General features: G+C 66.6%; 8 protein-coding genes. 1 reads left to right on the forward strand and 7 read right to left on the reverse strand.

What is annotated here, in order from left to right:
- Positions 1–756: 756 nt before the first annotated feature.
- Positions 757–1,464, forward strand: coding sequence for a VIT family protein (locus K226_RS0111875; protein ID WP_024815018.1), 708 nt, complete (start codon positions 757–759; stop codon positions 1,462–1,464).
- 37 nt (positions 1,465–1,501) lie between these two features.
- Here K226_RS0111875 and K226_RS0111880 read toward each other — a convergent pair whose 3' ends face one another.
- The 7 genes from K226_RS0111880 to K226_RS0111915 all read right to left on the reverse strand — a co-directional run bounded on the left by K226_RS0111880 (position 1,502) and on the right by K226_RS0111915 (position 13,240).
- Positions 1,502–2,590, reverse strand: coding sequence for a sensor domain-containing diguanylate cyclase (locus K226_RS0111880; protein ID WP_024815019.1), 1,089 nt, complete (start codon positions 2,588–2,590; stop codon positions 1,502–1,504).
- A gap of 250 nt (positions 2,591–2,840) precedes the next feature.
- The gene (locus K226_RS0111890) at positions 2,841–6,503 is read right to left on the reverse strand and encodes a DNA methyltransferase (RefSeq protein ID WP_035241034.1); all 3,663 of its coding nucleotides are present in this window, start codon (positions 6,501–6,503) and stop codon (positions 2,841–2,843) included.
- 22 nt (positions 6,504–6,525) lie between these two features.
- Entirely contained in the window at positions 6,526–7,845 is a 1,320-nt protein-coding gene (locus K226_RS0111895; RefSeq protein ID WP_024815022.1) for a type II toxin-antitoxin system HipA family toxin, read from the reverse strand.
- Positions 7,846–7,875: 30 nt separating this feature from the next.
- Positions 7,876–8,184 carry a helix-turn-helix transcriptional regulator gene (locus tag K226_RS0111900; protein WP_024815023.1) on the reverse strand — a complete coding sequence of 103 codons (309 nt, stop codon included), beginning with the start codon at positions 8,182–8,184 and terminating at the stop codon, positions 7,876–7,878.
- Between the two features lie 131 nt (positions 8,185–8,315).
- Positions 8,316–8,519 (reverse strand): YjfB family protein, encoded by a 204-nt coding sequence (locus K226_RS0111905; protein WP_024815024.1) that lies wholly within the window; start codon positions 8,517–8,519, stop codon positions 8,316–8,318.
- A gap of 77 nt (positions 8,520–8,596) precedes the next feature.
- Positions 8,597–10,078, reverse strand: a complete 1,482-nt coding sequence (locus tag K226_RS0111910) for a dihydrolipoyl dehydrogenase (RefSeq protein WP_024815025.1) — start codon at positions 10,076–10,078, stop codon at positions 8,597–8,599.
- 234 nt (positions 10,079–10,312) lie between these two features.
- Positions 10,313–13,240, reverse strand: a complete 2,928-nt coding sequence (locus K226_RS0111915) for an EAL domain-containing protein (RefSeq protein ID WP_024815026.1) — start codon at positions 13,238–13,240, stop codon at positions 10,313–10,315.
- Positions 13,241–13,316 lie beyond the last annotated feature (76 nt).

Genomic DNA, 13,316 nt, shown 5'->3' on the forward strand with positions numbered 1-13,316 from the left:
GTAAACGACGACGTGGGCAACGCGGTGCGGCTGTGGGCCCGCGCCCCAGCACCGTGCGCCTCTGCGCAGGGCACCAGCAACGCAAGACCCAGCCCCAACACCATGCGGTTTATGAGAGCCTCCACCATGCCGAGCCGTGGCAAGCGGCCACACCAGCCAGCCCGGCGCGGGGTTGGGGGCCTTGAGCATTGCGATGGTGCGCCTGCGCATGTCTGTAGGCAACCCTTGAGGATGACCTGCATAACTCCCTGCGGTCTGTGATTGCGCGGTCTCGGGCGGTCCACTGCGTTGCTTTTGTTGCCAATAGCCGAGCTACTGGTCTCCAAAAGACGCCTTGTGGTCCATCCCGATCCGCACTACCACCGACTCGCTGGGGTTGTGCCGGACATCCTTAACAATTGCCCTTCTTCGCTTGGCCAGGAGGGCAAAACTTGCCTTTGCCCGAATCGTGCGAACCCTTTGGGTCCACGACTACAGAGCCGGATGGTGTGTAAACAGCGCAGCCAGTGGTAGCGGCTGCAAGAATAAACATTGCGATGAGGGTTCTCATTGGGGGTCCTGGGTAGTGGGTAATGCGATTTAGTTTATCCGCACGTAGCCAAGCGTAATTTCTGCCGCAGAACATGCCGATCTGGTTGGGCAAAGCGGGATGTTCAGAACGCGGGTGTCTCCTGTCCATAACGCCCCGCTTGGTTGACTCCCCACCCCAATGCCCCATACCCTGCCAGCCTTCACTACCCGCACAAAGACTTCGCCATGTCCTCCGCCACACGCCGCCTGCACCTTGAACGCCACCGTACCGACCGCATCGGCTGGCTGCGCGCCGCCGTGCTGGGGGCCAACGACGGCATCGTGTCCACCGCCAGCCTGGTGGTGGGCGTGGCGGCGGCGCAGGCCAGCCAGTCCACCATTTTGATGACGGCGGTGGCCGGGCTGGTGGCCGGGGCCATGTCGATGGCGGCGGGCGAATACGTGTCGGTGCACTCGCAGGCCGACACCGAAAAAGCCGACCTCGACCGCGAGCGCAGCGAACTCGCCACCGACCCCGCCGCCGAAGCGCACGAGCTGGCCAGCATCTACGAGCGCCGGGGGCTCGATGCCGCGCTGGCACAGCAGGTGGCCCAGCAACTTATGGCGCACGACGCGCTGGGCGCCCATGCGCGCGACGAGCTCGAAATCTCCAGCGCCATGACCGCCCGCCCCGTGCAGGCCGCGCTGACCTCGGCCGCCGCCTTTGCCGCCGGCGCCGCCTTGCCGCTGCTGGTGGCTGCCGTGGCGCCCGCCAGCAGCCTGCTGGTTTGGGTGTCCGGCACGGCTTTGGTGTTTCTGGCCCTGCTGGGCGGTGTGGCCGCGCACACGGGCGGCGCGGGCGTGCTGGTGGGCGCCTGGCGCGTCACCTTCTGGGGCGCGCTGGCCATGGCCATCACGGCGGGTGTGGGGGCGCTGTTCGGGGCGCCGGTCTAAGGCAGATGGGACGGCGCCGCACCCCCAAACCACCCGTTTACGCAGCGCTGACCACCCGGTTGCGCCCGGCAGCCTTGGCCGCGTAAAGCGCGGCGTCTGCCCGCGAAAACAGGCTGGTGGCGTCTTCGTGGCTTTGCAGCGTTGCGCTGCCCTCGCTGATGGTTACTTGATGCCCGGCACAGTGGGCCTGCGCCACGGCGATGCGCATGCGCTGGGCCACTTCCAGGGCGCCATGGGCGTCGGTGTTGGGCAGGATGACGGCAAACTCCTCGCCCCCCACGCGGGCGATCATGTCAATGGCCCTGGCGCACCGGGCCAGCACCTGGGCAATGGCTTGCAACACCTTGTCGCCCGTTTCGTGGCCGTGGGTGTCGTTGATGCGCTTGAAATGGTCCACGTCCAGCACGAGCAGGCTCAGCGGCGTGTCCCGGCGGTCCACGATGCCCAGCTCCAGCTTCAGGTGGTGATCAAAGGCCCGCCGATTGCTCAGGCCCGTCAAAACATCGGTGGTGGCCAGCTCGCTGAGCGCGCGGTTCAACGCATCCACCTGTTGCACCTGGGCCTGCAACTGCTGGTTGAGGGTTTCGGCGTCTTGCAGCGCCTTGCGCAGCCGTAGCTCGCGCATGGCCGAGTGGGCCAGCTCGGTAAGCACTTCAACGTCGCGCTCGGTCCACTGCCTGGGCTTGAAATCCACCGCGCAAAAACTGCCCAGCACCTCGCCATCTTCCGTGCGCAGCGGAATGCCCGCATACGCCCGCACCCCCAGCGATTGCACGGTGGGAACATCGCCGTAAACGGGCAACTGGGTAACGTCGTCCAGCACCAGCGGCTCGCCCGACACCAGGGGATAGTGGCAAAACGTGCGCCCGCTCAGCTGGCGCGTGGTGTTGAGGGGCTCGCCCAGGCCATAGGCGCTTTTGTAAAAGTCGCGGCACGAGTCGAGCAGCGACACAAAGGTCACCGGCGCCCCGGTGAGCTTGGCCGCCAGACGGGTCAGGCGGTCAAAGCTTTCTTCGGGAAGGGTGTCGAGCAGACCGGTGCTGCGCACTGCCTCCAAGCGCTGAAGGTTGGTCAATGCAGCCTGTATCTGGGCTTCACTGGCAGGTCTCGGTGGTTTGGATTCCATGGCACATGGTAGCAACGAAGGCTTTGGTTTTTGTGTGTTTGCCCGCCGGGTGAAAGGCCCATGGCGCCTTGGATTCGTGCAGCGCACCGCTTGGGCTGCGCTTGTCGAATCCGGTGCACGCTGGGGGTTGCAGACCTTCGACCCGCGCCGGGCGATCGGGATTCCACTCCGGCAGGCCAATTATCAGCAAAAAGTGCCGCCAGCCCTTTAAGGGTAAGCGCTGATAGCTATTGAATTAAGAGCGCTTGCATCACCCCCGCCACGCCACTTCGCCATCGGTGGCCACCGCCTGCGCGCGGCCCAGGGCTTCGAGGGTTTGCAAGAGGGTGGGCAGGCTTTTCTTCCAGGGGCCGCGGCCCTTGAAGCGGGCTTCGATGGCGGGCAGGGTGAGCGGCGCGGGGCTGGCGGCCAGCACGGCGGCCACGGCGCGCACTTGCTCGGGCAGGGTGGGGGGCCAGGGGTGTTGGGTGGGTTTGGTTTGCTCTGGTTTTGATAGCGATTTTTCGCTATCCAAATCGGCCTCTGGCGCTTTATCCTCTTGCGGTAGCAGCTCTTGTTTTTGCAGTGAATTTTGCGGGTTTTGAAACGCGGGCCGCAGCCAGCGCACGCGGCCCTGGGCTTCTTCGGCCGCGCGCTGGGTGTTGAGCTGCACCAGGTGGGCCAGGATGTCGTCGGTGCTGGCCGTGGCGGGCAAGCCGTAGGCCGCCAGCACCGCCGCGTCCAGCTCGTCGTGCAGCTCGCGCAGCACGCCCACCAGGCCCTGGGTGTGGATGGTTTTTTCTTTGGGCGTGAGCGCGCGGCCTTCGCGCAGGGCGGCCAGCACGTTGTAGAGGCCGGTGAGGGTGAGGGCGGCGCTGGCGGGGGATGCGGCAGGCGTTGTTGCGGGTAGTGCCGGGGCAGGCGGGGACTGCGGCGGGCTCATACGCGCTTCGCTTGCGAAATCGCCCCCCGCAGTCCCCGCCTGCCCCAGCACGCGCTTGCGGTGGGCGTCGATCTGCTCGGCCAGGTGGGCGATGCGCTCGCGCAGGGGCGGGGTCAGGCCGGTGTCTTCGTCGGGGAAGGGGAAGGTTTCGAAGCAGCGGGATTTGACGTACACCGGGTCGTTGCCCACGCCCAGCCAAGAGCCGGTGGCCAGCGCCCAGTCGATGTGCAACTGGCTGGAGAGCAAGCCCAAGTGGAATGCGTCATTCAGTGTGATGGCAATAAGCTTGTTGTCCGGCAGGATGCTGGCGTCGAGGAACTGGAAGGTGCGGTGCTTGGCGGTTTCGACCGTGGCGATGTAGCGAGGCAGGCCAGCGAGCGCTGGCCGCAATTCTCTGCGGGGTTCGCCAAAAACCCACCAGTTGTTTCTGTACACGGCTCGATTGTTTTGGTCGCGCTCGGGTTTGACCCGCTCCAATAACCACTGGTACACGCTGGGGTGCTGTGTGCGCAATTCCTCGGCGGTCAAGCCGAAGGCGTCAATAACCATCGAGCCGCGCGGCCTGTCCGTCAGGTCGCGGCCATTGCGGTAGTGGCGTACCAGCGCTGGGTTATTCCAATCGGCGGCTTGCTCGGGTGTCACGATGAAGCCAGCGCCGTGCAGCTTCACCCCGGGCGAAGAAATGCGTGCCATAGCTTGCAAAGGTATGGCCGCCGCCACATTGGCGCCCACGCTCAGGTCGGCATGAATCAAACCGCGCCGTTCCTGCAGCGCCACCGTCACTTCCCCATGCTCACCGGGTCGCTCGTCTGTCACCGTGAGCAACTGCCCTTCGCCCACACCGGGCGCAGCCACCGTCATGGCAATGCGCACGGCGGCGCCGTTGGCGCCGTCCACCCACGGGTGGTCGGGAATCGCCATGACCAGATGCAGCGGCTGCACCGTTTGAATTGTCGCTTTCGTGGGGGGGGGTGACAATCTTGCTTCAACCACGCGCCGATTGAACGTCTGGCGCAGGCTGTTGGTCGTAATCAAGCCCATGCGCCGCGTGTGCCCCGCAGCCACCTGCGCGGCGGCGTGGTGCCACCAGAACATCACAAAGTCCGCGCTCTCGGGCACCTCGGGCCAGGCACCGCGCAGGGCTTGCACGTAGCCGTCGCCCAAAGCAGCACGCATGCTGGCGGCGCCAATAAACGGCGGGTTCCCCACAATGAAATCCGCCTGCGGCCACTGCGCCTGCCGGGCGCCCACGTAGCGCCATTGCGGCACCTGGGCGGCTTCGTCGGGCACTTGTTCGCCCGTCACAGGGTGCGTCTTGAACGTGGTGCCGTCCCAGCGGCTGAGCAGCTGGCCGGCGTCGTTATACGCCAGCTCTTGCGTATCCCAGGCCAGCACGGCGTCGCGGCATTCGATGTTGCCGTAGTTGTGCACCACGGGCTCGGCCACGGCGGCGTTGCCTCGGGTGCGGATGTGCCATTGCAGGTAGCCAATCCACAGCACCAGTTCGGCCAGGGCGGCGGCGCGTTCGTTCAGCTCGATGCCGCGCAGTTGCTGCAGGGTGACGGTTTCGCCTTCAAAGCCGAGCTGGTCTTGCATGTGTCCCAAAGCCTCCAGCTGGTTGACGACCTCGCCCTCCAGGCGCTTGAGGTGCTCCAGCGTCACATACAAAAAGTTGGCGCTGCCACAGGCCGGGTCCAGCACGCGGGTGGTGCACAGCTGGTGGTGGAATTTTTTGACCTCCGCGCGGGCCTCGGCCAGCTTGGCCTGCGCGGCCTTGCCCTCCAGCGCGGCGGCTTCGTGCGCCAGCACCAGGGCGGCGGCCTGGGCGTTGGCCCAGTCGGCGCGCAGGGGCTCGATGACGGTGGGCAGCACCAGGCGCTCTACATAGGCGCGGGGCGTGTAGTGGGCGCCCAGGGCGTGGCGCTCGGTGGGGTCCAGGGCGCGCTCCAGCAGGGTGCCGAAGATGGCGGGTTCGACCTCGCGCCAGTTCGACTTGGCGGCGGCAATGAGCAAATCAATCTGCTCGGGGGTGAGCCGCAGGCTGTAGCCGTCTTGCCCCGCGCCTTTGAAGAGCTTGCCGTTGAAGTGCAGCACGGGCTTGGCCAGCGCGGCAGAAAAGCCGCCCCGGTCCATGTCGGCCCACAAAATGCGCAGCATTTGCTGCAGCGTGGCGGGGTCGCCCCTGTGGGTTTGCAGCAGGCCGAGAAAGGCGCCTTTGGGCAGCAGTTCCACGTCTTCGGCAAACATGCTGAACAGGCAGCGGGTGAGGTAGGCTGCTACGGTTTCAGGAGCTATTGGCGCTTGCTGTGTAAGCGCTGGAGGCTGATTTAGCTTGAAGTTTGCGCCATGGCCCTCCAGCGACTTGGCCAGCTGGGCCAGCAGCGCGGCCACGTCGCGGGTGACCTGGGCGCTGATGCGGGCGGGGTTCAGGCTGTCGGGGTCGGTCCAGATGCGGCGCAGGCGGTCTTGCACCTCGGGCCGGGCCAGGTCGGCCAGTTGCAGGCGGTGGCTGCGCGGGTCGGGGTAGGGGGTGTAGGTGCCGCCGGTTTTGCTGAACTCGGCATACACCTCGATCACGGTGCCCACATCCACCACCAGCACAAAGGGCGGGCGGCCATCGGCTGCGGGCAGGGCGCGGGCATAGGCCTCGCCCTGGCTGCGGGCGCGCAGCAAGCCGTCGTCAAAACCCTTGGTGTGGCTGCCGGCCTTGAGCTTTTTGGCCTCCAGCACAAAGTGGCCGCGCCGGTAGCAGTCAATGCGCCCGGCGCTGGTGCTGCCGTCGCCATGGGCAAAGGTGACGGGGCGCTCGAACATGTAGGTTTGCTCGGGCGTGGGGTGCGGGCGCTCTACGCCCAGCAGCGCGCACAGGTCCATCACAAAGCTTTGCGCGGTGGCCAGCTCGCTGGCGGTGTTGTGTTGCCAGCGCTGGATGAAGGCGTGGGTGGCGGTGGCGTCAATGGCTGCGGTGGCTGCGGTGGCGGTAGAGGTCATGCAATGGGGGTTGGCAAAGGGGTCAAAGGCCCAGGGCGGTGGCGCCTTGCAGGCGTTGCAGCACGGTGCGCTGCATGGCAGGCGGGGCGGTGTGCAGCAGCTGCGGCCAGTCGGCCTGCGCCAGTCTAACTACATCCCGTAACAAAGCCAGGTGCCGTGGCACGCGCAGCAGGCCGGCGGATTTGAGCAGGGCCTGCAGGTCGGCCCAGGTGAAGGCGCGCAGGGTGCGGTCGATTGCGCGGTTGACGGCGTATTGGACCTCGGGCACGCCGTCAAAAAAGGCGGCCACGCAGACGGGGTCGTACACCGGGGCGAGCTGGGGCGTGCGGCCATCGGGGTAGATGAGGGCCCAGTTTTTTAAATGCGCGTCGGTGTTGCCCATGAGAATGAAGGCCACCATGCGGGCTAAAAATTCGCGCGTGTCCTGCACGGGCTGGCTGCTCAGGCGGTTGAGCACGCGCAGCATGGTGGCCCAGTCTTGCTGGATGCCTTTGCCGTATTTCTGGCGCGGGGTGTAGCCCAGCACCTGGTTGAACTCTTCCATGTGCACGCGGGCACCGCCGGGCAGGTGGTCGAAGCGCTGCACGGCCAATATGTCGTTGAAGGGCACGGCGGCGGGCAGGTCGGCCTCGGCGCGGGTGATGACGCGGGCCTGGGCGCAGTTGAGGCCCAGCGCCTTGCACAGCTGGTAGCCGGTGTATTCGTTGGCCACCAGGTCGGGGTGGGCGGTGGTGGGCAGCTTCAATATCACGCTGCCGGCCGCGCCCTGGCGGTGCACGGTGTAGCGGCGGCCGTCCTGCACGGCGCTGAACTTGGTGACCACGCCGGGCAGCGAGGCGGCGTCTTCCACGGGGTATTCGACAAACCCCGGCTCCAGCACATCGAGGCCCTGGGTGGTGTGCCAGTGGCGCACCACATCAGGAATGCCGTCTTGCGCGGGCACGGGCTCTACCTCCAGCGCGCCCATCAGGTCGTGGCCGGCGGCGGCGAGCAGCTCGAACTCGTCGTCGGGGCTGCAGCCGCGCTCGCGCGCGAGGCGCTCGCGGTTGTGGCCCTCGGGCAGCAGGTTTTGAAAATACACGGGCCAGCGCCCATCGGTGCGCACCAGCCGTGCATCGCGTGCCGACGCCAGAATTTGCTGCGTGGCGGCTTCGTCGGCGCCCTGGTAGCTGAGCGACAGCGTGGGGCGCTGCGGGTTGCGGATGTAGGCCTCGTCAAACGACACGCGCAGGATGTCGCCATATTGCGAGAGGTAGCCAATGGCCTCGCGCCCGCCCGCTGTGCCGTTGGCCTGGGCAGGGCGGTGCAGGTACAGGCGCAGGTAGCGGATGGAGGTGGACATGGTGGTGCCGATCATCCGGTGCGGGGTGGATCAAGCGGGGCGGCTGAGGCTGTCAATTACTGAAGGGGGCGCGTCTACTCCCTCGGGCTGGCCCAAAAATTTGCCGCCCGACTGGATGAACGCTTGCAGGCTGGGCCGCAGGCTGCTGGGTACGGCAATGATGTCCATGCCCAGCACGCGCGCCATTTCGGCCAGGGTGGAGTAGCGGGGGTCGAGGTCGCCGCCTTCGGTGCGCTGCACCGTCATGCGCGAAAGGCCCGCGCTTTCGGCCAACTGGGCCTGCGTCATCTGGTGGGCCTTGCGGGCGGCGGCGAGGGTGGTGATCAGGTCGTTGTGCATGATCGTAAATATACGCTTTTAATTAGAAATGTATAGTTTGAGTTTCATGCTGGCAAAAAAAGGCCGCCGGTTGAGGGCGGCCCGCGAGGGTTTACCTTGGAGAGGTTGGGGCTGGCAAAAACCTTGTGGGTTTATGCAAATGTGTTGACCTGGGTGCCCAGCGTGCCCGAGGTGGCCAGGGCGGGCTGGGGCAGGGCCTGCAGCAGGGTGGCTGCGGCGCTGGCCTGCACGTCCAGGGCTTTTTTCAGCACGGTGATGTTGATGGCATCCGACGTCTGGCGGCTGGCCAGGGCGGTGGAGGTGCTGACGATGCTGTTGGTGAGGCCGACGTCCATGCAATGTTCCTTGGAGTATTGCCTTGTTATCGGCAGGTGCGCGCCGCGCTGGAGGGGTGTTACATCTGGGGCGCCCGCTACTCCAGTGCGGGCACACCGAGGGCGGGGCACGAGGCGAGGTCGGATTCGGGCGCGTTGGCAGCATCCGCCAGCTGGCGGGCCGCGTCACGCAGCGCGGTGCGCAGACCTTCTTCCAGCACCGGGTGATAGAACGGCATGCCCAACAGATCGTGCACCGTGAGCTTTTGCTGCACAGCCAGTGCCAGCAGGTGGGCCAGGTGCTCGCCTTCGGGGGCGCACATTTCGGCGCCTTGCAGGCGGCCGGTGGCGCGGTCGGCATACACATGCAGGGCTCCACGGTTGCGCTGGGCGGCGCGGGCGCGGCCCTGGTTTTCAAAGCTGACGGTGCCGGTGACGGTGTGGGCGCTGTCCAGGTCGGCCAGGCGCTTGCCCACCATGGCTACCTGCGGATCGCAAAAAACAATGGCCAGCGGCGTGCGGCGTTGAAAGCGCGTGGGTGTGGGGGGTGGGGGTATGGCCGCCGGTGCCGCAGCGGGCGCCGCAGCAGGTGTCAGGGCGCAGGCCATGGCGTTGATGCCGGCAATGTGGCCTTCGTCGGCAGCTTCGTGCAGCAGCGGCACTTGTGCGTTGGCGTCGCCCGCCAAAAACACGGGCAGGTCACCGATCTGCTGGGTTTGCGGGTTGACGGCGGGCATGCCGCGTTTGTCCAGCGGCACGCCCAGGGTTTCCAGGCCCAGGTGTTCGATGTTGGGCACGCGGCCCATGGCGGCGATGACCTGGTCCACCACCACGCGGTTGGGGCCGCTGCTGACCTCGATGCCGCCCGCCACCTCGCGCAGCTCGGCCGGGGCGCCGGTGTGCAGCAGCATTTCTTCTTTGAGCACGGCGGCCAGCTCGGCGTTGAGCGCGGGGTCTTTCAGGCCGGCTAGGTGGGGGCTGGTGGTGAAGGCGGCCACTTCGATGCCCAGGCGGGCCAGCGCCTGCGCAATCTCCACGCCAATCACCCCCATGCCGATCACGGCCACACGCGGGCCCAGCGTGGGCTGCTCGAACAGGGTGTCGGTGGTGAGGATGCGGTCGCCAAAGGCCAGCCATTCATCCGGCACGCGGGGGCGCGAGCCGGTGGCAATGATGATGCTGCGCGTGGCGTAAGGGGTGCCGTCTATGTCTACCGCGTTGGGGCCCAGTACCGTGGCGCGGCCTGCCATGCGGGCAGCGCCCAGGGTGTCGGTGGCTTGCAGGGCCCCGGCTACAAATTGGTCGCGCTGGGTGCGCACGCGTTGCAGCACGGCGGCGATGTCGGCGGTGAGGCCCTCGGCGCCGCGCAGGCCAAACGCCTCAAAGGCATGGCGCCGGTGAAAGGCGTTGGCCGCTTCAATGAGCGCTTTGGACGGCATGCAGCCCACGCGTGCGCAGGTGGTGCCCCAGGGGCCTTCGTTGACGATGAGGTAGCGGTCGGTGCGCTTGCGCACCTCGCGCAGCGCGGCCAGGCCTGCCGTGCCTGCGCCGATGATGAGGGTGTCGAGCGGTTGGCTCATGCGGTGTCTCCCCGGGGCCACAAAACCCGCAGTGTGTGGGCCCAGCGGCCGTTTGGCGTGTAGGCGCACAGGCATTGCGCGTGGCGGTGGGGGGCGGCAATGTGCGGGTGCGGGGCCTGCAGGGTGCGCTGGCGTGGTCGGCCCGTGGGGGCGAACCGGGCCTTGGCAGATGCAGGCCGGGTAACAGGGTTTTTGAGGCCTGGCGCTTTCTGGTAAAGCGCTAGCAGCTACTGTTTATGTAGCGTTTTCGACGGCCTGAACCCGGCGCTGCGCTGCAACGGCGGGGTGTGCGGTGTGCGCCGGGTGGGCCGCGCCCCTCGGGTGGGCCTGCAGGTTGGCGCGCACAAAGGTTTCCAGGTGCTCGGGCAGCAGCGGGCGGCTGTAGTGGTAGCCCTGCACCTGGTCGCAACCCTGTGCGCGCAGGTAGTCCAGTTGCTCGGCGGTTTCCACGCCTTCGGCGATGGTGCTCATGCCCAGGCTGTGGGCCATTTGCACGATGGCGGTGGCAATGGCCTGGTCGTCGGGGTCGGTGCCGATGTCGCGCACGAACGACTGGTCGATCTTGAGCTGGTTGATGTGAAAGCGCTTGAGGTAGCTGAGCGACGAATACCCGGTGCCAAAGTCGTCGATCGACAGGCGGATGCCGCGCTGGCTCAGCTCTTGCATTTTGAGTGCGGCGGTTTCGGGGTCTTTCATGGCGACGGCTTCGGTCAGCTCTAGCTCCAGGCCTTCGGGCGGCACGCCGGTTTGCTGCAGCAGCCGGCCCACCATGTCGGGCAGCCCGGGCTGGCCAAACTGCACCGCCGAGAGGTTGACCGCCACGGTCATCATGGGCAGGCCGCCGTCGAGCCAGGCGCGCAACTGGCACAGGGCGGTGTGCAGCACCCATTCGCCAATGGGCACGATGAGGCCGTTGGCTTCGGCCAGCGGAATGAATTCGGCAGGCGAGACCACGCCCCATTGCGGGTGGGTCCAGCGCAGCAGCGCTTCGACGCCGACGATGCGGCCATCGTGCAGCGACACCTGGGGCTGGTACACCAGGTGCAGCTCGCCCCGCGGCAGGGCCTGCTTGAGGGCGTTGCCCAGGGCCAGCGCGCGCGCAGAATGCGCCTGCATCTCGGGCGTGAAGAAGCGGTAGGTGTTGCGCCCGTCTTCCTTGACGCGGTACATGGCGGTTTCGGCGTTTTTGAGCAGGGCGTCGAGTTGCTCGCCGTCGTTGGGGGCGATGGCGATGCCAATGGATGCGGTCACAAAAATCTCTTGGCCCGCCACCTGCAGGGGCTGGGCCAGTGCATCCAGCAGGCGGGTGCAGAGCTTGGCGGCTTCGTCCTGGCTGGTGTGGGGCAGCAGGGCGACAAAGTCATCACCGGAATGGCGCGAGAGCGTGTCGTGGTCTTGCAGGCTGGAGCGCAGGCGGTGGGAGACTTCGAGCAGCAGCATGTCGCCCTCGCTGTGGCCCAGCGAGTCGTTGATGTCCTTGAAGCGGTCAAGGTCGATCCACAGCAAGGCCAGGGCGGGGCTCTGGCTGAAGGCGTGTTGGAAGTGCGCGCCCAGCAGGGTGCGGTTGGGCAGGCCGGTGAGCTGGTCGTAGTGCGAGAGCTGCTGTATGCGCTCGGCAGCCTGTTTGCGCTCGGTCACGTCTTCTTTGTGGGCAAGGTAGCTGGTGACCTCGCCCTCGGCGTTGCGCAAGGGGTAAATGAGCACCGATTCGGTGTATTCGCGGCCGCTTTTGCTGCGGTTGCTCAGCTCGCCGTGCCACGGTTTGCCTTGGGTGAGCTGGGCCCACATGCCCCGGTAGGTGGCATCGGGCGTTTTGCCCGACTGCAGGATGCGCGGGTTTTGCCCCAGCACTTCGGCGGCGGTGTATTCGCTGGAGCGGGTGAAGGCGTCGTTGACGTATTCGATGCGGCCTTGCAGGTCGGTGATGACGATGGGCAAGGGGTTCTGCGCAACCGCCTGCGAGAGCTTGCGCATGGCCTCTTCGCTTTGCAGGCGCTGGGTGATGTCGCGCGAGATGACCACGTAACGCGGGCCCTGACCCGGCTGCGGGGCCTTGCGCGCCACCGACAGCTCAAACCAGCGTTGGCCGTCGGGCACCTGCAGGGCAACCACGCGGCCGCGCGAGAAGCCGGTCTGGCGGGCTTCGTCCAGGGCGGCCAGCGAGATGCGCGCGGCTTCGGCGGGCAGGGCTTCTTGCAGGGTTTTACCGAGCAGAGAGACGGTGGGTGCGACCAGGGCGCCTGCGTGGCCGGCGCGTGCGTCGACGTAGCGCCCATCGTCGTCGAGTTCGAGCAGCGGGTCGGGCAGGGCATCCAGCGTGGCCTGCAGCTGCCGTTGCGAGTTGCGCAGCAAGGTGTAAGGCCGTTGCACGGTTTCCACAAAAACCGCGCGGTACAAAAAGGCGTAGGCCAGCACTTTGTAAAAGTGGCCCGTGAGGTTGTAGATGTCGGTGACGCCGGCGTAACGGGTAAAGAAAAACTCGCTTTGCGCCATGACGCACGCCGCCGCAAACAGGCCGCTGGCGTTGAAGCTGCGCTGGCGGCGCATGTGCCACAGCAGCCGGGCTGCGGCGGCAAGGTACAGCGCCATCAGCGTGTATTCGAAAGCGATCTTGAAGGCAGTCAGCCCGCGGCCCGGCACGTAGGTGGCGGGCAACAGGTGCGGCGCCAGGAAGAACAGCCCGTGCAGCGCGGCCACCAGCACCAGCACCGCCGCCGTCATCAGCGTGGCCTGCGAGCGCGTGGCGGTGCTGCCCCAGGGCAGCCAGGCCACCGCCAGCAGGGCCAGTGCGCTCAGCAGCCGCGCCGACAGCCAGTAGTGGATGGCTTTTTCGGACGTGTTGGGGGTAATGAAATCGGGCATGCCGCTGTAAGACAGCATGTGGCTGAAGTCGAGCAGGCCCACGCCCAGGAAAGCGCAGCCCAGCAACAGGGCATTGAGTGGCAACTGTTCGCGCCGCACGCTCCATGCCATGCCAAAGGTGAGCGCCGCCACCACAATCGCCAGCGTTTCCAGCGCCATGTGCAGGGGCAGATAGTGCGATACGCCCTGCAGGCCGGGAAGGATGGGCAGCGCCATGACCAGCAGCAACAGCACCAACGGCGCGACCACGGCACGGATGGCCTGGCGGGCTGCAGTCTGGTGGCTTGGGTGGATCAGCATTGACGGGGTGGTGTCAGTTACCGGGGGGTACCGCGGGGGTAGGCGAAACAGGTCTGTGTGCAAGTGTAGTAGTTGT

The sequence above is a fragment of the Acidovorax sp. JHL-3 genome, assembly GCF_000526295.1.
Lineage (GTDB): Bacteria > Pseudomonadota > Gammaproteobacteria > Burkholderiales > Burkholderiaceae_C > Acidovorax > Acidovorax defluvii.